Below are 23,503 nucleotides of genomic sequence, written 5' to 3'. Positions count from 1 at the left end.
TTGCACTATTGTTGTTTTTTATCAAACCTTTACTTACATCCATATCTTACTAATATTATTTAATATATTTCTTATTCGGGCAGTTATACCCCGTCGACATAGGTACTAATACCCATTTACTCTTTCATAGGCTTTCCATATACTAAGGGATCGGTTTTTATTATTTCTTAAATGGGGCGAGAGAAGAGATATGAGTGAGGAATTGAGTGATTCCAGGAAACAGGCAACATTACCGTCGCTGAATCAGGAACAACCAGCGATCAGAAAACCAAAAATCAGCTGCAGTAAATCTGCAAGAGTCTGTGTTATCATCACCCGGAACAAAAACAGTTCATGGATTGAAGATCTGGATGCCAGGGAAAGACTGAACAAATGCCAAAGGGTCTTCCACTAAGGCGCAAGTCATCACCGATAAAAACAGCCAACTGAATACAAAATGTTTAACATGGTAAAAGTGTTCAGTATTTAAACCTCCTGTCGGATAGAACCTCACAGGAGGTTTTTTTATGGCTAATGGCCCACAACAGCTGCAAGAACGTATCCCCAAAAAAAATGGTTCGTCTCTGGTCAATTTCTGCAAGAATTGTCATTGTTAAAATTTGAGGCCCCCCAGCCACTTCAAAGAGAAATCCCAGAGGCTAAGAAATGGCAGAGTAAGGTAGAGTTGCCTATACCGTCATTTGTTTGAACAAATACATGAGATTAGACTCCGCCAACACAACATCCAAGATACCTTGAGCTGAACAACGGGTTTTTCGAAGTATTTTACCGCATCTCAACCAGATACTTCCAGTATCGCTGTGGCAAAAACTGGCGCTGCAAATTCAGGTTTTTTCTCTCCTGATTGGCAATGGCTGCATGAAAGGATTTCCACAGTTTCTGGTAATATCGTTCTGCCTCACTAAGGCTGGATTCTGGGATCTCTCCATACTGCCGCACATGGCTGGTAAAACTCTCGTCGATATCAATAGACTGCAGAGAATCACGGTCCCAGTAAAGGGCATGGTTTCGCCTGATATCATGCAGTATCCAGCTTTGATTTTTCAACCGCTCTCTAAAATGCTGGGCACAGTAACCGATCACATTACAATCCGGCTCAAAAGGTCCATATTGCAGACCGTCTTCAAGTATGCGAAACCGTATAAGGCCCGTAAACCTATGCGCCTCAGAACCCACCTTCTGTGAGAGTTTATCAAGATGACGGATCGAATCATGGGTGTACAACTGTGTCGCCTTAGCACCATAGACAAGGCACTGTCTGACCAGCCAGTAAAGATGAATCCCTACCTGAAGATCTTCACTTAAAAAACCATTAATGGCAAAACGAGCAGCATTGCCCTTTAGTTTTTTCAGATATTCAAAGAGCCGCAGGGATTGTTGACTGTCTGTTTTAATTTGAATACATGTATCAAAAATTCGTGGTGAAAATTCTTTTTCAGCATAAATGCCCTGAACGTCCTCTTTCGATTTCACAGCTGCTGCAACAGCGTGCATTAAGCCTTCAAAGGAGCCGTCATGGAGATAGATTATCGAATCCATGTCAAAAGAGCCTGAGCTGGCGCCCGCCATGCAGAAGTTTTTTCGCCACAGGCGGCTCCACCTTGCACATTGCACTCACTAAATGATGGTGCGACAAAGACCTGTCACCCAGATATTTACCGTTAATGGTCATAAAGAATCTGGCTCGTTTCAGCACCAGACCAATTTTCTTTAAATCCTGTTCCCGAATGGCAGCAATCCTCCGGGTCGTAACAATACGCCTTGCCGAGGTCACTCCAACCCCTGGAATACGCAACAACTCTTCATAACTGGCCTTGTTTATATCAATGGGGAAAAAGTCAAAATTGCGTAAGGCCCAGGCTGCCTTTGGATCGAGTCGTTCGTCAAGATTGGGGAATGCTGGTGAAAGAATTTCATGGGACTGATATTTATAGAACCTGAGCAACCAGTCCGCCTGGTAAAGACGATGCTCCCGTATAAGCGGAGGTGCTGTCAGCAGTGCCGGAAGCAGAGGTTCATCATTTACTGCAATATAGGCGGAGTAATAAACTCTTTTCAAACTCATCTTGCTATAGAGCTTTTCCGTCAGGTTGAGGATCTGTAAATCACTTTCCGCCGAGGCACCGATTATCATCTGAGTGGTCTGTCCGCCAGGGCAAAAATTAGGGGCATTTCGACTTTTTTTCCGTTCAAGTTGGAAGCCTGTAAAATCCTCACCAATCTGCTTCATGGGAGTCAATATCCCCTGCCGTGACTTTTGCGGGGCAAGGCGTTGTAATGAGGCCTCTGAAGGTAACTCTATATTGACGCTCATCCGGTCGGCAAGAAAACCCGCCTGCTGGACCAGTTCTTTTGCTGCCCCTGGAATAACCTTGAGATGAATATAACCGTTGAATTTATGTTTATTGCGGAGCAGCCTGCATACGTCAACCATATCCGCCATGGTCTTATCCGGAGAGGCATACACAGCAGAACTCAAAAACAGCCCTTCAATATAGTTGCGCAGATAAAAATTAATAGTAAGATCAGCAACCTCTTCCGGTGTAAAAGTTGCACGCTGAACCGTGTTTGACCTGCGATTGAGGCAATAGCTGCAATCGTAAAGACATTCGTTGGACATCAGTATTTTGAGCAGGGAGACACATCTACCATCGGCCGCCCAACTATGACAGATACCACTTGTCGCAGCGTTACCGATACCATCGGGTGCAGCTTTCCGACTGCTCCCGCTCGAGGAGCAGGATGCGTCATATTTGGCTGCATCTGCCAGAATTTTGAGTTTGTCAGCTGTTTTCATAAAAAGTTGTTTTGAGCATTACCTCTCAGACCTTAAACGCCCTGCTCCCAAAAAAATGAGATAAGCAATAAACTGTTCTGCAATACATGTACTATCCGCCTTGATAAAGTATCTCAACTATACAAAGGTCAACGCCTCCGTGTAATACACCTTTTAAAGATCATATCTGAATAACCGGGAAAGAGTAGTGCAGTATACTTCCTTTTGGCTGGTCTTGTAACAATTGACTCAAGAGATGAGGTCATTTCCTCTTCTTGATTTTTTTACGATAAGAAACCTACAAAAACCAAGGAGGATATTCCTAAAAAGAATATTTTTCACGTTGTCCGGGTTTCTCACTCGCTACAGAACAAAATGTTGGTAAAATCATTTAACCGGCAAAAAGGAAAGCATCCCAAGAAACTGAAATGAGAAATAATTGTCTATGCTTTTATCAGAAAGAGGTGGACAGTAACCAGTGATAGACATTTTGTTAAGGCTAGGGTATTTTACTTACAATCGCTATATATCTTGTAGTGTCTTCCGCTGGCCAGTCTTTCGCTTGAGTCAGTTCTGACCGGTTGCGATCAAGATGCTATTTCCCCTAACCGCTGGATTGGCTCATGATTATCGGACTGGACGTAGGCGGTACCCATACAGATGCAGTGCTTATTGGCAAAGAAGGCTTGATACACAGTGTCAAAGTCCCCACTGATCCGGATCAACTTTTATCCACAATTATCAAGGCTCTTGAGCGGCTGACGGAAAATCAGGCCATCGCCGAAATCGAGCGTCTTGTTCTCAGCACAACCCTTGCCACAAATCTCGTTGTTCAGAAAAAATTACCCCCTGTTGCAGTTCTTGTCTCTGCAGGGCCGGGAATCGATCCTGAATACTTTCGTATTGGAGCCCATTATCATGTGGTCCAGGGAGTACTTGATCATAGCGGTCGCGAAATTACCAGCATCGACAAAAACCAGATTGTCGATATCGGAAGGCAACTCAAGGACCAAGGTATTTCCTGTGCAGCCATAGTTTCAAAATTCTCGGTCCGTAACCCGGCCCACGAGATGCAGATAGCAGAGCTTCTCTCACCGTATGTGAAGCATATTTTCATGGGACATGTCCTTTCCGGAACACTCAATTTCCCCCGTCGCATCACGACGACCTACCTTAACGCCGCAGTGTACCCCATTCATTGCACATTTTTTGATGCGGTGCAGTTGTCTCTTGAAAAACAGGGCCTTTCTCTGCCAATCCGGGTTTTGAAGCCGGATGGTGGCAGTATGAATTTTTCATCATCCCTTGATTACCCGGCCCAGACCATCCTGAGTGGTCCATCTGCAAGCGTCATGGGAGCCATTAACTCAGCGCCAAAAGACAAAACCTGTCTTGTCCTCGATATTGGCGGTACTACAACCGATATGGCTCTTATTTTGAATGGGGTTCCTGTCATTGCAACAGAAGGAATAGAAATTGGCTCATATAAGACACTGATCAGGGCGTTGATGACCAGATCAATCGGGATCGGTGGTGACAGTGTCGTCCGCATTCAAAATGGCAAACTCACTATTGGACCTGACCGCATCGGGGTCGCAATGGCCTACGGAGGCCCTGTTTCAACCCCGACAGATGCGTTGTGTGTTCTTGGCCTCACCGAAGATGGTGACGTTCAACTCGCAAAAAATGGGCTGTCGTTGCTCGCTGCTGAAATGAACGTGTCAATTGAAGAGATTTCTGAATCCATAATTGACTTAGCCTGTCATGAGATTCTCGGAGCAGCAGGAAAAATGGTCAACTTTTTAAACAGCCGTCCTGTATACACCGTACATGAAATGTTTGAAAACCTGCAAATAAAGCCGGATCATATATTGGTTCTTGGTGGCCCTGCTAGTCAGTTTGCAGAGAGACTGGCACCACACTTCACCGGAAAAGTAGAAACCGTTCCACATTGGAACGTAGCTAATGCTATTGGCTGCGCTCTTTCACGGGTCACCTGTGAAGTGACTGTGTATGCCGACACTTCACAAAAAATAATAACGGCCCAGGGCGAAAAATTTGAGCAAAAGATTACAGAGGATATCACCCTCGAAGATGTTCGACAGATTGCTTTTGATCTGGTGCGTGCAAAAGCGCTACGCCGTGGGGCAATTCCCGAATATCTGGAGATGGAAATCATCGAAGAGTCACAGTTCAACATGATTCGTGGCTTCCATACACAGGGAAAAAATATTCGTGTACGGGCCCAGGTCAAGCCAGGTTTATTGCCCAACTCCATCAGAAAGGAGGCCATAGTATAATGTTACGAGCCAAAAACACCACAGGCCTTGTCTTCTTTCCTGCCTTCGACTGGGCGATATCTCCAACCCATCCCGAAAGAGAAGAACGTCTTCTCTATACTCAGGACCAGGTGCTCGAAGAAGGTCTGATGGATATAGAGGGTATTGTCGAATTAAAACCTGATATCGTCACTGTTGAAGATATTCAACGGACGCATTTCTGTGCACCAGACCCTGAATCAGTATGCACAGAGTCTCATTTCATCAGCGCAGGTGGTGCCAAAACCATAGGCAAAGCAGTGATGGATGGCGTCATTGAACGAGGTTTTGCTTTAGTGCGTCCACCGGGCCATCACGCCAACCGTGTAGTCCATGGAGCCCGCGGTTTCTGCAATATCAATATCGAAGCAATTATGATCGAGTATCTCAGAAAACACTATAATGTAGATCGGGTAGCCATTGTAGATACCGATTGTCATCACGGTGATGGAACCCAGGATGTGTACTGGCATGATCCGGATACCCTGTTTATTTCGATCCACCAGGATGGTCGTACACTCTATCCCGGCAGTGGTTTTCTCAAGGAATTCGGAGGCCCCAATGCAGTCGGCTCAACCATTAATATTCCTCTGCCACCAGAAACCTGTGATGAAGGTTTTCTGTACACTATTGAACATGCCGTTCTACCAATCCTCGATGACTTCAAACCGGATTTGATCATTAACTCAGCCGGTCAGGACAACCACTACTCCGACCCGATCACCAATATGAATTTTTCAGCCAGGGGCTATGCGAAACTGACAGAAATGCTCAAAGCAGATATCGCAGTTCTTGAAGGCGGGTATTCGATAGAAGGTGCTTTACCGTATGTTAATGCCGGAATAATCATGGCAATGGCGGGTATTGATTACAGTAAGTTACAGGAACCTGATTATAACCCCAGATTCCTGCAACAACCGAAACATTTATCGCGTGAAATCCAAAAAGCCTGTGAGGATGCGGTGAATTTATGGAAAAAACGTGACGAATTCAAGAAAACCGTACGCAGCAAGCCCAATTGCGAAACGCGAAATCGTCAAATATACTATGATACCGACAATATTTCAGAATCCCAACTTGAGGTCGTTCGCATATGTGATGACTGCGCCGGAGCCCTGCGAATAGACAGCACAGCTGATCACAGCAGACGTATTCTCTGCGTTCATATTCCTCGTAAGGCTTGTCCTGCATGCGTAAAGCAAGGATTAGAGTGGTACGATGCAGCAGATCCCCATACATATGATCACATCTTTCTGCAGGATAGACCCAATGATGAATATCGGGTGAAATAGGCAAAAAACGAGGTGGGTTACCCCTCCTTTTTGTCAGATATTTAGTTGCCTTCAACCCATAGCAAACCACCGTAATGGTAGGTTAACCAAATGGTCAACGCAGAATAGCAAAACATCATTTGAGGAATTCAAACAGAAAACCGTGTGTTCATAACCCTGTTGATAACCCTGTTGAAAACTTGTTAACAACCTGTTCGTAACTCCTGCAAAACAATAGAGTAGAGCCCTGGGTGACAAGAGAACCTTGAGTCCATTTGAGCTACTATGGGACCAGCAAAATTTAGGGTACCAAAAAAACAGACGAGATGCTCCTTGTAGTCGCACAACTCGTCTGCTCTACATCACCTCAGGTACCACCTTACGGCAGTATCAGATCGACTCTGCGATTACCCGCCATGGATTCTTCATCACTGCCCAGAAAGAGCGGCCGTTGTGAACCATAGCTGGTTGTCGTCATTTGAGCAGGATCAACGCCAAGATTTGCCAGGTATTTTTTCACACTGATCGCCCGGAGTTCGCCAAGCGCCAGGTTATAATCGGCGGTGCCGCGTTGATCGCAATTCCCCTCAATCACCAGACGGGGAGATTTTTTCTCCAGAAGATAACGACCGTTGCTGCCGAGGTTATCGAACTGGGTACTGTTGATTGAAGAACTGTCAAAAGCGAAATAGATCGGCATCAGCGGACCAGTCGACCTGCCGTACTTGCGTTTGTGTTCTTCGCTCATGTTATCAGCACTGAGAGGGGTACCGGTTCTATCAAGAGATTCCAGTTCACCCATACCAAAATTGCCATCAGTTTCTTCAATCGATTGACTGGCTCCATCTCCTATGAGACGTCCTTCCGGCTTTCGGCTCTGTGATATTTCATCGGAACTGACAGATTTTTTACCACAACCGGAGAGCAGAGAAGTCGCTAACACACAACAGAGAAGTGTATTTATAATGTTTGTTTTTGTCATTTGTCGTTTCGCTGTTATTCAGTATTTTTAATGAGCCGGGGAGTCCAGAAAATCATACCTTTGTTATCATTTTCTTCGAGCAGTTCATCGCCCGTCCATTCCTTGCCCTGGTCCAAATAGCCGCAGCGCATAGCTTTCATGCTGAAGGTATGGTTATCTCTGAGATCATCTTCGTGAATAATCTCAACGGTATCCAGAGGTGTAACACCAAGGTATGTCCAGCGATTGTTATCCAGACGGTATATAATATGCGCGCCTTCGGGTTCAGTGTGTACGTTCAGGTTAATATTTTGGTTTGACGCGCAGCCATTGAGACTAATCAACCCCAGCAATGCTATCAACAACCCGAATTTTGTCATAATGCCTGTTTTCATATGCCACATCTCCATTAATTGTTTCCTGTTTTTTCCAAAGTGACACTTATATCAATCGCATTATCGTCAGCTTCGAGGGCTGTCTTGTGTCTTTTATTCACCCAGAAGGTAGTGATCTTATCAATGTAGCCCTGTTTTCGCAGTTGTATGGTCATAAACTCCGAAGTTCCTGCATCTCCTGCAAACGATACATTCACGGGGGTTGTTCCCAGATGACTGTTGTCTCTCAGGTTTACAACTTCGGCACCTTCAGGATCACTGCTGATTTTAGCGGCACCGAACTGCGTCGACCCTGCACAACCGGATAAAAAAAGCATGGCACCTGCTGCTGTAATCAGCAGACTTTTCTTTGCCATCAGACTCCAGATTTGCGACATTTCAACCTCTCATTAACTATTATTAGGTTCTCGTTTTAAACTCAATGTTATGCACTCCACCCCATAAGATAGACACAAGCAGTTTTCCCAGAAATTTGACGCGGCGTCAATGGAAATCGGATTTTACTAGCGTCAGGCTAAGGACATTCCCCCTTCTTTGAAGAAGATCCTATCTCACTCTCCTCCACTTACATTAAAAAAGGGCACGTCCTGATCGGTACAGTGCTGATACATCACTCGAGTCCATTCCTTGCAGGGTTCATAGGTCCTGGGATCAATATAATCTCTGTAATAAATACATTTTTTGTGGGTCCAGATCAGAACCAGATCAGTACACGTACGATTCCAGCTTGCAGCACTGCTACTGTTAGAATTCGTCTTGATCCATTTTGCAGCGAACTGACAATCTGAATGAACGTTTCGTATGAGGATATCAGCTTTTGGTAGCTGTTCTATCTGATTGATCCATTGCCGTGCATATTCGGTACAACCTGATTCTGGCATCGTTTCTCCAGCCTCAAGTTGCGGTGGACCGAGCAATACCAGGCCCCATATGATTGCAACCAAGGTTATTTTACCCACTGACAATATGCCCTCCTGAAAACAACCGGGAATGTTCAAGAAGCATAGGCTGGTACAACCATCCCCTGCTCTGCCTGGTTATACAAATGCTGAAAGACAACATCCATTTTCTGACTAAACAGATCAAGATTATATGAATCTGGAAGAGTGTCACCGAGAACAAGCTGGATCTCCCGCCTCACTCGCTCCTGACTTTGTAATTCCTTATGCCATGCTTGAATAAGCACGGTGTCTTTTGCATACTTCAACTTCTTGAGTAAACATAGAGCAGCAAGCTTAACGCTTTGTTTTTCCTTTTTCGTGAGCGTATCCTCTTTTAACAGATCAAAAATCTCAAGTTCTTCCTCTGTCATAACTTCTCTGGCCGCTCGCTGTACTTCGATTCTTTCTAAGGCATCCATAACCAGAAGGCGTAGTTCACGGTCGAAAATGTAATGCTCAAGAACTGTATCGAAACGGGTATCTGTCTTAAATTTATGAGGAGAGTGTGTTTCTTCGAAGGGAGGCAAATATGCAGCCAGACGATAGTAATTCAAATGGGAGAGATAATGCTTTGCCCTGTCTATGTCACCAATCACCATGCCACGGGACTCAAGCAATTCAACCTGTTCATCAAACGTCATTGCAGGCTTTGTGAACTGCATTACAACTCCCCTAAAAAAAGTAACCTCCCTGGGTGCGCAGATCTAACGAGATGCGTGGGAGGTGTTGTTCGAGAATTATGTTGTACAATCATTACAAGAATGTCTCATTTTTTTTGCAATACTCTTCTATATCCAACAGGTCACATCTTCGCTGTAAACAACACTATTCTTGACAGCATATCAATATGGTACAGGTATAACGACAACTTTTTCACCATACCACTTATCTGAAATGACTCCCACAAATAAGCACCTAAGGTGGAAGTTCCGATAAACACCAATAGACATGGACTCTGCTCTGACTGAGAGTGATGTTGGTGTTTAGGACGAAACTACCCCACCTTGAAAAGCAAAACGGCCACCCAGGGAAATACCCCTAAGTAGCCGTTGTTATTGGAGCCAGCAAGCAGGATCGAACTGCTGGCCTGCGCTTTACGAGAGCGCCGCTCTACCAACTGAGCTATGCTGGCGTAATGATTTGCTCTAAATGAGAAAATGCAATGCAAATTTACAGTAGGCGTATATATCAGGTAATTATTGAAAGTTCAACAATAATGAAATATATGAAAACCACAAAAATCAAAATTTTTCCTACCAAAGTACCAAGATAGTATAGTAACCTTCAGAATATCAAATATTAACTTGAGGTACAGCCCATCATTACAATGGTTCGCGTCTTTATCACATTATTCATACTCACGGCACTCTCTGGATGTAACACCAGCGAATCCGTCGACAAGGAATTTGGCAAATGTATCTCCTGTCATAAAATGGAATTAGACGCCAATCACAGCTTTGAATGTACTACCTGCCACCAGGGCGTTGAGGGTGTTGCGGATAAAGAAAAAGCCCATGTTGGACTGGTTTCTCGCCCGGCCCATCCTGATCATATGGCAGGAGCTTGCCTTCCCTGCCACCAGCAAATTGTAGAGAAGACAAAAGATTCACTCCACTATACACTCAATAAGAGTACCAATATGTTTCGCAAAGCGTTTGGCGCCACGACAGAGCTGAACTCTTTTGTAGATACTCCTGTCAGGCCAGAACCGGAAAACGAGCTGGAGCTTGCAGACAACCTCTTACGACTGCGTTGTTTTAAGTGTCATCTTTACGACTCTGGTGAATCTTACCCCTCAACGGGGCACGGACAGGGATGTGCTGCCTGCCACCTCCCCTTTTACGAATCTGCCATGACCAGTCATGCCTTCAGTGCGCCAAAAGATGAACAGTGTCTCTCCTGCCACTATGGAAACTATGTTGGGTTTGACTATTACGGCCGTTTCGAGCATGATTTTAACGCCGAGTATAGAACGCCCTATACCACTAAAAACGATTATTTCAGACCGTACGGTATTGAATACCACCAGCTCAGCGCAGACATCCACCAGCAGAAAGGACTTTCATGTATTGATTGTCATCTGGCAGATGAGCTGATGCTTCAAGGTGAAAAACCATCCTGTAAGGGATGCCATGACGAAACAGAGTTAGAAAAACAACGACCAGAAAATGTAGTGAAAAAGGATATCGGCTTTGTGCTGATAACAAAATCAGCGACCGAACACCCGCTCCCGACCCTTCAGCATCCCGCGCACTTTTCGACATCTGAAAATATTTCCTGCCAGGCATGCCATGCACAGTGGAGCTTTGATGACCGGGGAAGACAATTTTTACGACTGGATTCCGATGAAATAGAGGATTTTTCCGCCCTCACAGTCCAGGGAAACTACGATATCGAACAGCTCCTGACCAACAATCTTGACTACTCAAAAGATGAACTTCCAATTGCGATGACCGATACACTTACCGGTACCAGAGCAAAGGGAATCTGGCTCAAAGCATATCTGACGAGAAGATGGGAAAATATCATACTTGGTAGAGACGATAATGGCCAAATTACCGTTCTACGACCAAGCCTTGATTACGCACTGTCCTGGATGACCGAGGATGAAGAGGTTCCATTTGACGCTATCCAGTCCCAGGCCAAAGACCATGGGCTTCGTCCTTACACACCCCATACAACGGGAAGTGCAGGTCTGTTTTATGAGGCCCGCATTCAGCAGTTTCTCGCCCAGGAGAACCTCTCAAAAGCCATCAGCACAGTTGGCGAAAACTCCAAAGAGCAATAAACCATTATGCGAGGTTTGCCAGATATTGAATTCATCACAGCAAACAATTGCCGGGTCTTATCCCGCCTGGGTGTTTTGACTTTTTTGGTCTGCCTGCTCTCCCATTCATACCCCGAAGATGTAATGGCTGTAACCCGTCCAGCCACCCAAACCCCTTATGTGATAAAGAACAAACGCTATTATCCTATTCCCTCAGCTCACGGATATGAAGCCCAGGGCAAAGCCTCGTGGTATGGTCCAAACTTTCATGGCAGACGGACTTCCAACGGAGAAATCTACGATATGCATGGCATGACAGCGGCCCATAAAACCCTGCCTATGAATACCGTGGTGATGGTCAAAAACCTGGACAATGGTAGAAAGACCGTCGTAAGAATCAACGACAGAGGTCCTTTTGTCAGGGGCAGAATTATTGACTTAAGCTACACAGCTGCAAAAAAGATTGGTCTTGTCAATCATGGAACAGCCAACGTTCAGGTTGTGGCTCTTGCAGAGAAGAGGAAAAAAGACGGTCTTGATTCAGATCTCGTTTATGCCGATCTGGAGACGGGTGAATTCTATGTACAGATAGGTGCGTTTGCTCAAAAAATAAATGCTTTAAAATTGCAGGAAAGATTCACAGAGGCTGGACACACGACGGTGATTCAAAAATATTTCGGGCCGGACAGCATCCTCTACAGGGTTCAGGTATATGCAGGAAAAAACATTCATCTTGCTGAAAGAGCTGAAAAGGCCCTTCTCGAAAGTGGCTATGTTGGCGCTTTTATCATCGCCAGATAAAAACTACTCCCCTTGCTTTACACGCATTACAGCAGACATCAGCCGAGCAATTTTCTCATGGTCCTTCACACCAGGAGAGACTTCCACACCTGAATTGACATCAAGTGCATAGACGTTCGTCGACTCCATCGCCTGCTTGACATTGTCAGGATCAAGACCGCCCGCCAAAAGAACAGGGACCTGCAACTCCAGCTTTTCTATGATAGCCCAGTCAAAGACCTCACCCGTGCCACCCTTTGCCCCTTTGACATAGGTATCAAGAAGAAATGCATCCACAACACCGTTGTAAGGGATAAAATCGGCAGCGCTGCTCTCATCTCCAACACGAAAGGCCTTGATAATAGTACAGGCAGGGAAAACATTTTTTACCTCCCTGCAATACTCAGGGGATTCATCACCATGGAGTTGTAAACAGCTTAAACCGACTGCAACGCCCTTTTCAAGATCAGCTAAAGGGGCGTTAACAACAACCCCCACCCTATCGATAAATGGGGGAAGCCTGTCAATAATTGTTTTTGCTCTGTCAAAACCGATGGAACGGGGACTTTTATTATAAAAGATGAAACCGAGGGCGTCGACACCGGCGTTTGCTGCAAAAAGTGCATCTTCAATACGGGTAATGCCGCAGATTTTGACCCGTGTTCGCCTTGATTCCATAGACTTAGCCGCGCAGAGAATGGAGGAGATTACTGCCCGATCCCGCGCGCATCAGCGTCTCTCCGACAAGGGCTGCAGTGATCCCTTCATCGAGGAGTCGTTTAAAATCGTCTTCGGTCTTTAGGCCCGATTCGCTGACGACGGGGATTTCGTCTGGTATCATCTTCTTGAGGCGAAAGGTTGTCTCAAGATCCATCGAAAAATCTTTGAGATTTCGATTATTAACCCCAATGAGAAGACTGCCTGCCTCCAAAGCCTTTTCCGTCTCTTGTTCGTCATGAACTTCCACCAGGCAATCCATTCCCAGCTCAGCGGCCTGATGCTGATATTCCTGAATCTGATTTCTCTCAAGAATCGCTGCAATGAGAAGAATCGCATCGGCCCCGTGCAGATGTGCCTCCTGTATCTGCAGTGCATCTATGATAAAATCTTTTCGTAATACCGGCAGGGCAATGGATTCACGCACCTGCATCATGTAGAGCAGCGAACCTTGAAAATAGTCGACATCAGTCAGCACTGAAACCGCCTGCGCCCCGTTTTTTTGATAATTTTTTGCTATTTCAACTGGGTCAAAATTTTCGCAAATAACACCTTTTGAAGGTGAGGCTTTTTTCACCTCGGCGATTATAGAAACCCCTGGATAATTGAGCAGTGCATTTCTAAAACCTCGGGGCGGGTTTATCTGAATTCCTTCATAGCCTTTTGGCAGATGAATTCCCCGGCTTTTAAGAGCTGCCACTTCTTTTTTCTTGGTTGCAACTATTGTGTCTAATATCTGTGCCATTTTACGTTTTATACCTTTACCTAAGACAAAACAGCCTTTATTGCTGTGAACTGAAGGCAACCAGCTTATTCAGTTTTTCAAAAGCAGCGCCGGAGTCAATGACTGTACGGGCGAGTTCCACACCCTCTTTGATGTTGCTTGCGTTTCCGGCGGCAAAAAGTGCAGCCCCTGCATTGAGCAGAACCATATCAAGCTTTGCGCCAGGTTGTCCTGAGAGAACCTGCCGTACCTGCTCTGCTGCTTCCTCTGCGGTAGCTCCACCCTTGATATCAGCAAGACCTGCGCGTGCCAGTCCGAAATCTTCAGGTTCTATGCTGTAATTCGTCACCTTACCGTCTCTTCCTTCTGCAACATATGATGTGCCTGTCACCGTCAGTTCATCCATATTTCCTTCACCCCAGACAACCAGGGTATGACGCATTCCCAGGCGAACCAGGACTTCAGCAAGGGTTGTGGTAAGTTCTTTGGCAAAAACCCCTGTCAACTGCACATTGGCTCCTGCTGGATTTGTCATTGGTCCAAGAATATTGAAAATGGAGCGGATACCAATCTCTCTGCGTGGACCTATGGCATATTTCATTGCACCATGAAGCATCGGGGCAAAGAGAAAGCCTATGCCAACACTGCGCACACACTTTGAAACTGCATCGACACCAAGGCTGAGATCAACGCCCAATGCCTCAAGGACATCGGCGCTTCCGCAACTGGAAGAGACAGCTCGGTTGCCATGTTTGGCCACAGTCACCCCCGCACCTGCCACAACAAAAGCCGTGGTTGTAGAGACGTTAAACGTCCCGGAACCATCCCCACCTGTACCAACGATGTCCATGAGCACTTCACCGCTCTTTGTATCGACGCCGGTATCGACAAAGGTGGCTTTTTCCCGCATAACCCGCACTGCACCGACGATTTCATCAATGGTCTCGCCTTTCATCCGAAGAGCGGTGATAAAACTGCCTATCTGAGCTTCCGTTGCAGCACCGGACATGATCTCATTCATAACTGAAACCATCTGGGTCTCAGTCAGGTCTTTTCCAGTAATTACCTCGCCTATGGCCTGTTTGATATTCATATATGTCATACGCCTTGTTCTGTATTTTTTTTACAATAATGGAGACGGTAGCCCCTACCCTCTCAGCATTTCCGGATACCCATCACTCATAAAATTTTTCAGGAGAGTAATCCCTGCCGGGGTCAAGATTGACTCTGGATGAAACTGAACACCTTCAATGGAGAGTTCCCTGTGACGAAGGCCCATTAACTCCCCCTCATCGGTTCTGCAGGTAATCTCAAGACAAGCCGGTAAATCGGTTTCTTCAACAATGAGGGAGTGGTAACGCATTCCGTCAAACGGTTTGGGTAAGCCGGTGAAAACACCCTTGCCATCATGGTTCATTGGGCTTGTTTTACCATGCATAAGGCGCCGTGCCCGGACAACAGAACCTCCGAAGCACTCACCAATGGACTGGTGTCCTAAACAAACACCGAGTATTGGAACCTTTCCGGCAAAGTATTGTATCGCTTCAACAGATATTCCAGCCTCCTTGGGAGACTTGGGGCCAGGAGAAATCATTAACCGATCAGGTTTCTGGGCCTCTATTTCGGCAATAGTTATCTTGTCGTTTCGATATACCCTGATATCTTCAACCCGGTTTTCCTCGCGGGCATTGGAGGCAATGGTCTGTACAATGTTATACGTAAAAGAATCGTAATTATCTATAATAACAATCATCTCTAAAAACCCTTCTCTGCAAGTTCAACTGCACGACGCAAACCAAGTGACTTATTCACGGTCTCTTCAAACTCGCTTACCGGATCGGAGTCTGCAACAATGCCTGCACCAGCCTGAATCCAGAGATCCTTTCCTTTCATCACGAATGTCCTGATTGTAATACAAAAATCCATATTACCCGAGAAACCAAAATACCCTACAGAGCCGGCATATGCCCCCCGTTTCTCCGGTTCGAGTTCATCAATGATCTCCATGGCCCTGATCTTGGGCGCACCACTTACCGTTCCGGCTGGAAAACATGCGGACATAACATCAAACTGGTCCTTGCCATCATCAATGACCCCGTGAACGCCAGAAACAATATGCATGACATGGCTATATCTCTCGATAACGAGTAAGTCTTCAACCCTTACATAGCCCCCCTTTGCCACCCGGCCGACGTCATTGCGCCCGAGGTCAACCAGCATCATATGTTCGGCCCGTTCCTTGGGATCTGCCAGCAGTTCTTTTTCAAGGGCAAGATCTTCTTCTGCGGTTCTACCTCTTTTGCGCGTTCCGGCAATAGGCCTGAGTTCAATGTTCCGCCCTTCTTTTCGAACAAGTATTTCAGGGGAAGAGCCTATCTGAACAAGATCACCATGTTGCAGGTAAAACAGGTATGGACTTGGATTGATATGTCTCAACGCCCGGTACAAAACCAGTGGTGAAAGCTCCGTTGTAGTATGAAACCTTTGGGATAAAACCACCTGAATGATATCGCCTGCCCTGATGTACTCTTTGGCAGTTTCGACCATCTCGCCAAATTGAGCCTTATCCATATTTGAAGTGAAGGTGTGGGGTGTATCAAGGCCTTTGCCGCCCTCTTCAAACAGCTTGCTGTCAACGGGCTTTTTTATTTTTTCAATGACATGTGAAATACCCTCGATGGCCTGCTCATAGAGGGTTTCGCTTGTATCGTCATTGTCCGTCTGCACCCAGCAGACAACGGTGACCGTCTGTTTAAAACTATCATGCACCAGAACAATACGGGGAATCATAAACGCCGAATCAGGAAGATCCGAGGCCGCCCGATGATCAGGGAGATTTTCCATGAAGCGGACCATATCATAGCCAAGAGAGCCAACCGCACCTCCGCAGAATTTAGGCAGAAAATCGTACTCAGCGGCATTAAAACCCTCAATCATATCCTTTAGAGCAACCAGCGGATCGGAGGTAAAGGTCGTGGAATTTTCAAGTCCTGTTCTGGCCTCAGCAACAGTGACCCGGTCTCCAAGAGAAGAAAACGTCACCAAAGGGTCGTAGCCAATAAAGGAATATCGCCCCCATTTTTCACCCCCCTCCATACTCTCAAATAAAAAGACATGGTCACCTTCATCTGCAATTTTCGCAAACAGCGTAAGCGGGGTATCAAGATCCGCGATAATCTCTGTACATATCGGGATCAATTTTGAAACCGCTCTGTCTTCGGCAAATTTCTCTCTAGCGGGGGAATATTTTACTTTTGGCATATCTTCTCGGAAAGGCTTACATCGTTCATCTCATCCACCTGACAATTGGTCACAAAAGATGCAACATACCAGCTGTTTGCCTGTTTTGTCCAGTATCTTAGCAGATAAAGCGCCTCAATAAGGCAAAAGAAATGCGAGAGATGATTATCTCTCGTTACGACGAAAAGTGTAAAAGAAAAAAGGCCATAGAACATTGCGTTCCATGGCCTTTATATTTCCTGCAGTTGAAAAAGCTCCAACCTACCTGGGATAATCGAGGGATTATGCGGCAGTAGTCATCGCATTAACACGTTTTGCAAGACGTGAAATTTTGCGGGATGCATTTTTCTTGTGAATGGTTCCCTTGCTTGCAGTCTTGGCAATAACAATGGTTGCAGCGTGAAGAGCGACCTTGGCTTCATCCGCGGAACCAGCAGTTACGGCTTCATCAAGTTTACGAATTGCAGTCTTCATTCTCTTCTTGTTCATTTTGTTGCGTAAACGGGCAGCCTGAGCCTGACGATTTCTTTTTTCTGCGGATTTATGATTTGCCACGAAAATACTCCTCCTGTTATTATCTTGTCTATTCGTATAGTTAGATATCTTGTATCATCAATGCCCGCCCTCAGAGCATCCTGGAAGCAATTTCGAGGCGGAACATTAGTAGTTAATAAAATAAAGAGAGCAATTTATAATGCAAGATTTCTATAAAGTCAACAGTTATCGTACGGCTTTAGTCAAGATAGATCATCAGCTGAACCGGTCGTACAAATTTGACACGCCATTGACTGTTACGATATGCTGTACTTGCAACAATACAATTGAATCTCTGTTTGTAAATATACAGAAAATCAACTATCGATTCCCCAAAAGGCAAAACAATGGGATTTCCTAAAATAATCTTCACCATCACTGAAAACAACAGCTGTCCGCTCTATAAATATAACGACACCTTTGAACTCTCGGGAATAGCAATTCCACTTAAGAATGCCACCAACAACAGTGTTATCACCACCACCATTATTACCCACCCGCCGGGGAAGAGAAACTGCAGAATCCTCGATGGAGACCTGAGCAAACTCATAATCAACTATGAGAGAAGTGATAAGATTCCGGTCTGCATGCTGGCTTGCTCCGGCTGTACAGGTTCCATTCGACTTGAATACAAAAAAGATAAATCACTCTACGGCCAGGAAGAAAATACTCTATCCGATGAAATCGGATCTATGATGCACCTTCTCTCAACCTTTCCATTTTTTAAAAATATTGAAGAAAAGAACCTCGACAGAGTTGTCGGCTTCTTTAATCTCAAAAAATATAAACCTGGGGATATCGTCATCCGTAAAGGAGACCCGGGAGGAAAACTCTTCATCATCGCATCAGGCAGTGTCAATGTGCTCAACGACGCCGGAATTATCATCTCCGTGCTGGACAAAGGTGAGGTCTTCGGTGAAATGAGCCTCATATGTAATGACGCCGTAACTGCAACAATACAGGTGAAAAACGAGGCAACCATTCTGGACATCGATCAGCCAAATTTTCACAAAATCCTCGATATCTATCCGGATATTCAGCTGTACTTTTCAAGAATCATGGCGGAGCGACTGAACAAGTCGAATGCTATCCGCGCCCAGGACCTCAGTTCGGGAATTGTCGGTGACCTCAAAGAGATCCCTGCAGAAGCGCTCTTCCAGACCCTCAACATGAACCATAAAACAGGAATCCTGACTATCAACAACCTCACCAAGGGAACAGCACGATTCTCCTTCAGACAGGGTGCTCTCATCAAGGCGAAATACCATACCCATGTGGGAGATATGGCGTTTTACGAAATACTCAAAGAGGAGTCCGGCCGATTTCGTTTCACCCCGGGAATATCCCAGGATGATTTCGATACTCCTGAAATCGGCTTTTTCATGAAGCTTCTGATGGAAGGAATGCGCAGGCTTGATGAGAACAAAGGGCCGAGAACAAATTAGCCCTGACTCCAAAACAACCGTTACTCCAAAACACCAAGATAGTTAAAGGTAGGCAATTTTGAGTACCTGCCATTATTGGCAAGCCTGTCAGCTAGCTCTTCCAGACCACGCTTGGAATCCTGCCCGCAGATATCAACGACAGCATAACGGATGCCCGCTTCTTTCAGCTCCGGCAGGTAGGGAAGCAGCGACAACGGTTTTTCAGGAAAGGTCTGGGTGTAGCCTTCTTTTTTGCGGATCAGGTACAGCTCTTTTTTGGGACTCTGTATAAGCTGTTCATATTGAAAATGCTTTGCAGCAATCCTTGAGGTATACAGAGCAGGCGCTCCATACACATAGGCACCCAACGTCACCTTTTTCCCACCCCCCCTGCTGGCCACGCCGTTTAATAGCTGGTGGAGTGTCTGTTTATCCAGTTCAATACCAACCTGTGTCTGCTCGACACCAATTGCCGCAAGCTCTCTTACCGCCTGACTATTGTTGATATTTAGGGTGTAGTCTGCAAATAAATGCACCTTTTCACCTTTAAACAAGAGAACCTGACTCACATGTCCAATTTGAAACGAACGGAATCCAGTACGTATCAAGAGATTGATCTGTTTTCTCATCCTGCCAAGATCATTTTCCATGACAAGTGGCGGCAAAGCCCAGGTGACCATTCTCGAGCGGCTGCCCAGACCTTTTTTTATCTGGCTAACCTGACTGAGCAGCTGTTTTTCAAACGGCAATAAAAACCGATCCGGGCTATAGGGCAGTGTGCCAAGCACCAACTTTACGGAATCTGTTTTAAGCCACCACTCTATACCAACTTTTTTTCTGATCTTTCGGTGACTGGAATGATACGCCTGGCTGGCAGGATGGGATGGCAGCTTACTCTCACCAGCACCTTCGACATCGCTCATGTCAGCGCAAACCTCATCTTTTACAAGGTTGACGTATTGTTGTACCAACCGTCTCTTTTCTTTCAGCTCTTCGGCCACACGCTTGAGCGGCAATCCCTTTGTCCCGGTCGCCCCACTATTTGCGCCGTCAACCTTATACACCTCAACACGACCGCCATCGGGCACCTCAAAACCTTGCGGCAAACCTATGGATACCTTTTCTCCCACCTGGCCTGCATCCCTTTTTTCACCGGTTACAAAAATGGAGTTCAAACGAAATGCAATACGCTCACCACCCGGCTCGATATGGAGCCGTAGGCGATCCCCTACTCCAATGGGCGACTTGACAACAAACCTGCATATCAGATCGTCTCCCGCTTTTTTCACAGCACTGAAACGGCCGAGATGGGTCCCCATATTCCCGGAATGGTAGGGTGTAATTGCCTCAAGGGGTTGAGGTGTAAAAAAATACCCTGAGCTTGTCTTTCTCCCCATGGCCTGTTCTGCCATTGCTTCGGCTTTGACAAGAACCTGCTCGATATTGTCGTTGTCTGCATCGATCACCATCCTGTATGCTTCAACGATAGATTGAACATAATGCGCCGAGCGAAGCCGGCCTTCAATCTTAAGAGAAGATATCCCCAAGTCTTTCAGGGCCGGCACTACCGCAAGGCCCGTCAGATCATTCATGGAAAAAAGGTAACGACTCGACTCACTGCCCTTGGTCTTGCCTTTGGCCCCGCCCTTTGCCCCACTGCTATAGGCGCGGCGGCAGGGTTGAACGCAGCGCCCTCTCAGGCTGCTTTTCCCCCCGAGATACGACGAGAAGAGGCAAAGACCGGAAAACGAAAAGCACATGGCCCCGTGAATAAAGACCTCAAGCTCAACATCTCCTCTCTTACCCGCTATCGTTTCTATTTCTTTTAGGGTAAGTTCCCGGGCGACCACAACACGCTCGCAACCACGCTCTCCCAGAAACCGAACACCATCTGAGTTATGTACAGTCATCAGTGTAGAGCCATGGAGAGCAAGTTTTGGGAAATATTTTCTTACCAGTTGCAAAAGGCCCAGATCCTGAACAATAAGTGCATCGACCTGCAACTCTTGAAAGAGACTGAGTTTTTCAATCACATCACCAAGTTCTCTTTCAAAAATTACCGAGTTTGCAGCGACATAGAGTTTTTTCCCAAGCCCATGGCAGTGCTGGGTCATCGCCCCGATCTCGTCGAGTTGAAGAGGCTTTGCAGGATTTCTGGCATTGAATCCCGGCGCCCCTACATATATGGCGTCAGCGCCACCATCCAGTGCTGCATGAAACGTCTCTATTGTGCCGACCGGTGCTAATAATTCGATATCACTCATTTGTTTTGCTTTTACAACCCTCGACACTAAAGAGCTCATAGAGCATGTGTCTTATTCATGTGGACTGAAATGTCCTATACAGCAGTGGTACGTCTTCGTTATGGAGATACTCTTTGGATCTGAGATCCATTTTCTGCAACCCTGAAAAGTTTTTATTCTGTTCCTATCCTGTTCCAGAAAAAGTCCACACCCTTGTCTGCCACCCGGTTTATCGCCTCAGGAAATGCCTCGCACTCAATGGCAAAAACCTTTGCGGCAATGGTGTCTGCATCGTCGTCGTAGTCGAGATCAACGGCCCGTTGCAGTATGATCGGACCCTCATCGTAGTTTTCATTGGCAAAATGGACAGTACAGCCGCTTACAGTACAGCCTCGTTTTTTCACGTTGTCATGCACGTGGTGGCCATAAAATCCGTCCCCGCAAAAACTTGGGATCAGCGAAGGATGGATGTTAATTACCCGCCTCAACAGGTTTTGTGGTGGCATATACAGTTTCAGATACCCCGCTAAACAAACTATATCGATATCGTAGCGGCCGATGATTTCGTTTATTTTTTCATCATCGCTTTCACAAAAAGCGGGGTAACCATACTTTTCTGCTTTTTCCAGACCAAGAACCCCGGGGACATTTGAGATAACCACCTCTATTTTAGCCCGCAGACGCCCATCTTCGATTCGTTCATGAAAATTATCCAGTGTCCGCCCGCTACCTGAGAGCAATACTGCCATCTTTAGCATGATTACTCTCCGTCAAAATAACTGTTGGCATCCACATCTACTTTTTCGAGCCAGGCAGAAATAGCGGTATCGTAGGAGGCGGTCAGGGCATAGACTTTTTTCATGAGATAGAACCTGGTTTTCAGCGTTGTATTCCCATTTTCCCTGATCTCCTGAATAACTCTGGGGTAATCAGCAGGATCTACAATGACGGTTACATCCTGAAAGTTTTTGGCCGCAGCACGAAGCATGGTTGGGCCACCGATATCAATATTTTCGATGGCATCAGCGAGGCTACAGTCTGGATCTTCTACGGTTTTGTTAAAGGCATAAAGATTGACGGCAATAATATCGATATTCTTCAAACCATGCTCTGCACATTGACGCTTGTGGTCCTCATTCTCTCTCTGATTGAGAATCCCCCCATGCACCTTGGGGTGCAATGTCTTCACGCGACCATCAAGCATCTCCGGAAAACCGGTAAATTCAGAGACATCCATGACTTTGAGCCCTGCGTCTCTTAGTTTTTTGGCAGTACCACCGGTTGAAAGCAGCTCGATTCCAAGCCCTGCGAGCTCGCTGGCAAAACCTTCAATTCCGGATTTATCTGTCAAACTGATCAACGCCCTTTCTACTTTACCCATAATCGACTCCTATTCATCCTTTCTCGTAAAGGATATTATTTTTCTTCTGTCACGCTTTGTCGGCTTTGTTCCCGGCGCAACATATCCCTGATTTGCCATACGACGCAGCTCTCTCTCTTCCTGTCTCGTTTTGATACTCTCTTCCGATTCCTTGTAGAGCAGTTGAGCTTCTTTTGCCGGTCGCCTGTAACCGGACAGTCCCAAGACCACCACATGAAACGACATGACACCGATAGTGATAACCAGTTGATCGCCAATTGCAACGGTACGGGAAGCTTTAACCCTGGAGCCGTTCAGATGCACCTTTCCACCACTTACCGCCTTTGCCGCCATGGAACGTGTTTTAAAAAAACGTGCAGCCCACAGCCATTTATCCACTCGCAGTGCAGAATTGTCATTTTCCATATGTTTTTACTGATCTGTGTCCTAAGGCGTAAAACGCCTGTTATAAAAGTAAGATACCAGCGGCACATTTATACCATTAATAGAGCGAAGGCACCAGCGGAGAACCCATTTTCCGCCAAACAACACCTGCCGACAAGCAGACACCATGGAAATATTACAGCAATTCCCGCTCAAAAGTTATATATTTGAAATAACTTAATATATTAAAAAGCTCTTTCGTAAACTTTTGCAACTTTTATGAGGTATAAACACTGAAAAATATAGTATAAAAAACTTTCCGGCTATGCCATTTTATACTTGACAAAGCTGCTAGTGAAAAATCGTTTTTTCTATGTGATTCCAAATAAATACATAGGAGAAAACGATGAAATCAAAAAGCTACAATTCGACCAATGCGACAAGACCAACCACAACTGCCCAACGAAAAGTGAGAAAACATCTTAATGCCGATAGCCTGTTTGCAGCAGTACACAAGGATTTTCAACAAATCCCTGACAACAGAGGTGCCAATTGCACAATCTCACTGGGTGATGCACTGATGTCCGGCCTGGCAGTGTTTCAGTTGAAGCACCCATCCCTTCTTGCTTTTGACAAACAGCGACAAAAAGAACCGCAAAACCTGCATT

22 protein-coding genes, 1 tRNA gene and 2 pseudogenes are annotated in these 23,503 nt (G+C 45.8%); 7 read left to right on the top strand and 18 right to left on the bottom strand.

Translation table 11 applies throughout. The features are described 5' to 3' along the window. The first annotated feature begins 190 nt into the window (after positions 1-190). Positions 191-394, top strand: coding sequence for a hypothetical protein (locus FCL48_RS06720; RefSeq protein ID WP_136871497.1), 204 nt, complete (start codon positions 191-193; stop codon positions 392-394). A 371-nt stretch (positions 395-765) separates the two neighbouring features. Here the strand turns inward: FCL48_RS06720 and FCL48_RS06715 are convergent, their stop codons facing one another. Together FCL48_RS06715 and FCL48_RS06710 are read right to left on the bottom strand one after the other, a co-directional pair. Beyond that, positions 766-1,539: a TIGR03915 family putative DNA repair protein gene (locus tag FCL48_RS06715; protein ID WP_169309113.1), complete on the bottom strand. Its 774-nt coding sequence runs from the start codon at positions 1,537-1,539 to the stop codon at positions 766-768. Position 1,540: 1 nt separating this feature from the next. After that, positions 1,541-2,797 (bottom strand): putative DNA modification/repair radical SAM protein, encoded by a 1,257-nt coding sequence (locus FCL48_RS06710; protein WP_136871495.1) that lies wholly within the window; start codon positions 2,795-2,797, stop codon positions 1,541-1,543. Positions 2,798-3,399: 602 nt separating this feature from the next. Between FCL48_RS06710 and FCL48_RS06705 the strand changes: the two genes are divergently transcribed. After that, positions 3,400-5,076, top strand: a complete 1,677-nt coding sequence (locus FCL48_RS06705) for a hydantoinase/oxoprolinase family protein (RefSeq protein WP_136871494.1) — start codon at positions 3,400-3,402, stop codon at positions 5,074-5,076. After that, complete coding sequence (locus FCL48_RS06700) at positions 5,076-6,386, top strand: histone deacetylase (protein WP_136871493.1); 1,311 nt, start codon at positions 5,076-5,078, stop codon at positions 6,384-6,386. Before FCL48_RS06705 ends, FCL48_RS06700 begins: the two co-directional genes overlap by 1 nt. Before the next feature lie 358 nt (positions 6,387-6,744). On the opposite strand, the gene FCL48_RS06695 is transcribed toward FCL48_RS06700, so the two are convergent. The 6 genes from FCL48_RS06695 to FCL48_RS06670 all read right to left on the bottom strand — a co-directional run bounded on the left by FCL48_RS06695 (position 6,745) and on the right by FCL48_RS06670 (position 9,794). Continuing rightward, positions 6,745-7,347 carry an OmpA family protein gene (locus tag FCL48_RS06695; RefSeq protein WP_136871492.1) on the bottom strand — a complete coding sequence of 201 codons (603 nt, stop codon included), beginning with the start codon at positions 7,345-7,347 and terminating at the stop codon, positions 6,745-6,747. 14 nt (positions 7,348-7,361) lie between these two features. Then, the gene (locus FCL48_RS06690) at positions 7,362-7,721 is read right to left on the bottom strand and encodes a hypothetical protein (RefSeq protein ID WP_136871491.1); all 360 of its coding nucleotides are present in this window, start codon (positions 7,719-7,721) and stop codon (positions 7,362-7,364) included. 14 nt (positions 7,722-7,735) lie between these two features. Further along, positions 7,736-8,098 carry a PEGA domain-containing protein gene (locus FCL48_RS06685; protein WP_136871490.1) on the bottom strand — a complete coding sequence of 121 codons (363 nt, stop codon included), beginning with the start codon at positions 8,096-8,098 and terminating at the stop codon, positions 7,736-7,738. A 174-nt stretch (positions 8,099-8,272) separates the two neighbouring features. After that, complete coding sequence (locus FCL48_RS06680; RefSeq protein WP_136871489.1) at positions 8,273-8,680, bottom strand: hypothetical protein; 408 nt, start codon at positions 8,678-8,680, stop codon at positions 8,273-8,275. A gap of 35 nt (positions 8,681-8,715) precedes the next feature. Next, positions 8,716-9,324: an Abi family protein gene (locus FCL48_RS06675; RefSeq protein ID WP_136871488.1), complete on the bottom strand. Its 609-nt coding sequence runs from the start codon at positions 9,322-9,324 to the stop codon at positions 8,716-8,718. Positions 9,325-9,718: 394 nt separating this feature from the next. Beyond that, a tRNA-Thr gene (locus tag FCL48_RS06670) sits at positions 9,719-9,794 on the bottom strand. 195 nt (positions 9,795-9,989) lie between these two features. On the opposite strand from FCL48_RS06670, the gene FCL48_RS06665 reads away from it, so the two are divergent. Continuing rightward, complete coding sequence (locus FCL48_RS06665; protein ID WP_136871487.1) at positions 9,990-11,450, top strand: cytochrome c3 family protein; 1,461 nt, start codon at positions 9,990-9,992, stop codon at positions 11,448-11,450. A 6-nt stretch (positions 11,451-11,456) separates the two neighbouring features. Next, positions 11,457-12,230, top strand: a complete 774-nt coding sequence (locus FCL48_RS25640; RefSeq protein ID WP_136871486.1) for a septal ring lytic transglycosylase RlpA family protein — start codon at positions 11,457-11,459, stop codon at positions 12,228-12,230. Positions 12,231-12,233: 3 nt separating this feature from the next. Here the strand turns inward: FCL48_RS25640 and FCL48_RS06655 are convergent, their stop codons facing one another. From FCL48_RS06655 to rpsT, 6 genes are all read right to left on the bottom strand, one after another. Then, on the bottom strand, positions 12,234-12,887 hold the full coding sequence (locus FCL48_RS06655) for a phosphoribosylanthranilate isomerase (RefSeq protein ID WP_136871485.1): 654 nt from the start codon (positions 12,885-12,887) through the stop codon (positions 12,234-12,236). Between the two features lie 4 nt (positions 12,888-12,891). Next, positions 12,892-13,671: an indole-3-glycerol phosphate synthase TrpC gene (gene trpC / locus FCL48_RS06650; RefSeq protein ID WP_136871484.1), complete on the bottom strand. Its 780-nt coding sequence runs from the start codon at positions 13,669-13,671 to the stop codon at positions 12,892-12,894. Between the two features lie 37 nt (positions 13,672-13,708). After that, positions 13,709-14,743 (bottom strand): anthranilate phosphoribosyltransferase, encoded by a 1,035-nt coding sequence (gene trpD / locus FCL48_RS06645; protein WP_136871483.1) that lies wholly within the window; start codon positions 14,741-14,743, stop codon positions 13,709-13,711. 54 nt (positions 14,744-14,797) lie between these two features. Beyond that, a complete protein-coding gene (locus FCL48_RS06640; protein WP_136871482.1) occupies positions 14,798-15,403 on the bottom strand; it encodes an aminodeoxychorismate/anthranilate synthase component II in 606 nt (201 codons plus the stop codon). A 2-nt stretch (positions 15,404-15,405) separates the two neighbouring features. Beyond that, positions 15,406-16,911, bottom strand: coding sequence for an anthranilate synthase component I (gene trpE, locus FCL48_RS06635; protein WP_136871481.1), 1,506 nt, complete (start codon positions 16,909-16,911; stop codon positions 15,406-15,408). Between the two features lie 261 nt (positions 16,912-17,172). Next, positions 17,173-17,445, bottom strand: a complete 273-nt coding sequence (rpsT, locus tag FCL48_RS06630; RefSeq protein ID WP_136871480.1) for a 30S ribosomal protein S20 — start codon at positions 17,443-17,445, stop codon at positions 17,173-17,175. Between the two features lie 326 nt (positions 17,446-17,771). Between rpsT and FCL48_RS06625 the strand changes: the two genes are divergently transcribed. Then, positions 17,772-18,869 (top strand): cyclic nucleotide-binding domain-containing protein, encoded by a 1,098-nt coding sequence (locus FCL48_RS06625; RefSeq protein WP_136871479.1) that lies wholly within the window; start codon positions 17,772-17,774, stop codon positions 18,867-18,869. Positions 18,870-18,889: 20 nt separating this feature from the next. Here FCL48_RS06625 and FCL48_RS06620 read toward each other — a convergent pair whose 3' ends face one another. The 4 genes and pseudogenes from FCL48_RS06620 to FCL48_RS06605 all read right to left on the bottom strand — a co-directional run bounded on the left by FCL48_RS06620 (position 18,890) and on the right by FCL48_RS06605 (position 22,877). Next, on the bottom strand, positions 18,890-21,151 hold the full coding sequence (locus FCL48_RS06620; protein WP_136871478.1) for a peptidase U32 family protein: 2,262 nt from the start codon (positions 21,149-21,151) through the stop codon (positions 18,890-18,892). Between the two features lie 113 nt (positions 21,152-21,264). Next, on the bottom strand, positions 21,265-21,849 hold the full coding sequence (locus tag FCL48_RS06615) for a formyltransferase family protein (protein ID WP_136871477.1): 585 nt from the start codon (positions 21,847-21,849) through the stop codon (positions 21,265-21,267). 47 nt (positions 21,850-21,896) lie between these two features. Then, positions 21,897-22,472: pseudogene (locus FCL48_RS06610) on the bottom strand (IMP cyclohydrolase); the annotation flags it as partial. Between the two features lie 9 nt (positions 22,473-22,481). After that, entirely contained in the window at positions 22,482-22,877 is a 396-nt protein-coding gene (locus tag FCL48_RS06605; RefSeq protein WP_136871475.1) for an RNA-binding S4 domain-containing protein, read from the bottom strand. Positions 22,878-23,241: 364 nt separating this feature from the next. On the opposite strand from FCL48_RS06605, the pseudogene FCL48_RS06600 reads away from it, so the two are divergent. Further along, a pseudogene (locus tag FCL48_RS06600) lies at positions 23,242-23,503 on the top strand (hypothetical protein); the annotation flags it as partial.

The sequence above is a fragment of the Desulforhopalus sp. IMCC35007 genome (genome assembly GCF_005116575.1).
In the GTDB taxonomy this organism is placed as follows: domain Bacteria; phylum Desulfobacterota; class Desulfobulbia; order Desulfobulbales; family Desulfocapsaceae; genus Desulforhopalus_A.
The sequence above is the reverse complement of the archived record's forward strand: the minus strand, read 5'-3'. Positions and strand labels throughout refer to the sequence as shown.

Bases quoted from the DNA above. Each gene is read 5' to 3' on its own strand.
- FCL48_RS06720 (WP_136871497.1), top strand. From the start codon at position 191: ATGAGTGAGGAATTGAGTGATTCCAGGAAACAGGCAACATTACCGTCG.
- FCL48_RS06715 (WP_169309113.1), bottom strand. From the start codon at position 1,539: ATGGATTCGATAATCTATCTCCATGACGGCTCCTTTGAAGGCTTAATG.
- FCL48_RS06710 (WP_136871495.1), bottom strand. From the start codon at position 2,797: ATGAAAACAGCTGACAAACTCAAAATTCTGGCAGATGCAGCCAAATAT.
- FCL48_RS06705 (WP_136871494.1), top strand. From the start codon at position 3,400: ATGATTATCGGACTGGACGTAGGCGGTACCCATACAGATGCAGTGCTT.
- FCL48_RS06700 (WP_136871493.1), top strand. From the start codon at position 5,076: ATGTTACGAGCCAAAAACACCACAGGCCTTGTCTTCTTTCCTGCCTTC.
- FCL48_RS06695 (WP_136871492.1), bottom strand. From the start codon at position 7,347: ATGACAAAAACAAACATTATAAATACACTTCTCTGTTGTGTGTTAGCG.
- FCL48_RS06690 (WP_136871491.1), bottom strand. From the start codon at position 7,721: ATGAAAACAGGCATTATGACAAAATTCGGGTTGTTGATAGCATTGCTG.
- FCL48_RS06685 (WP_136871490.1), bottom strand. From the start codon at position 8,098: ATGTCGCAAATCTGGAGTCTGATGGCAAAGAAAAGTCTGCTGATTACA.
- FCL48_RS06675 (WP_136871488.1), bottom strand. From the start codon at position 9,324: ATGCAGTTCACAAAGCCTGCAATGACGTTTGATGAACAGGTTGAATTG.
- FCL48_RS06665 (WP_136871487.1), top strand. From the start codon at position 9,990: ATGGTTCGCGTCTTTATCACATTATTCATACTCACGGCACTCTCTGGA.
- FCL48_RS25640 (WP_136871486.1), top strand. From the start codon at position 11,457: ATGCGAGGTTTGCCAGATATTGAATTCATCACAGCAAACAATTGCCGG.
- FCL48_RS06655 (WP_136871485.1), bottom strand. From the start codon at position 12,887: ATGGAATCAAGGCGAACACGGGTCAAAATCTGCGGCATTACCCGTATT.
- trpC (WP_136871484.1), bottom strand. From the start codon at position 13,671: ATGGCACAGATATTAGACACAATAGTTGCAACCAAGAAAAAAGAAGTG.
- trpD (WP_136871483.1), bottom strand. From the start codon at position 14,743: ATGAATATCAAACAGGCCATAGGCGAGGTAATTACTGGAAAAGACCTG.
- FCL48_RS06640 (WP_136871482.1), bottom strand. From the start codon at position 15,403: ATGATTGTTATTATAGATAATTACGATTCTTTTACGTATAACATTGTA.
- trpE (WP_136871481.1), bottom strand. From the start codon at position 16,911: ATGCCAAAAGTAAAATATTCCCCCGCTAGAGAGAAATTTGCCGAAGAC.
- FCL48_RS06625 (WP_136871479.1), top strand. From the start codon at position 17,772: ATGGGATTTCCTAAAATAATCTTCACCATCACTGAAAACAACAGCTGT.
- FCL48_RS06620 (WP_136871478.1), bottom strand. From the start codon at position 21,151: ATGAGCTCTTTAGTGTCGAGGGTTGTAAAAGCAAAACAAATGAGTGAT.
- FCL48_RS06615 (WP_136871477.1), bottom strand. From the start codon at position 21,849: ATGCTAAAGATGGCAGTATTGCTCTCAGGTAGCGGGCGGACACTGGAT.
- FCL48_RS06605 (WP_136871475.1), bottom strand. From the start codon at position 22,877: ATGGAAAATGACAATTCTGCACTGCGAGTGGATAAATGGCTGTGGGCT.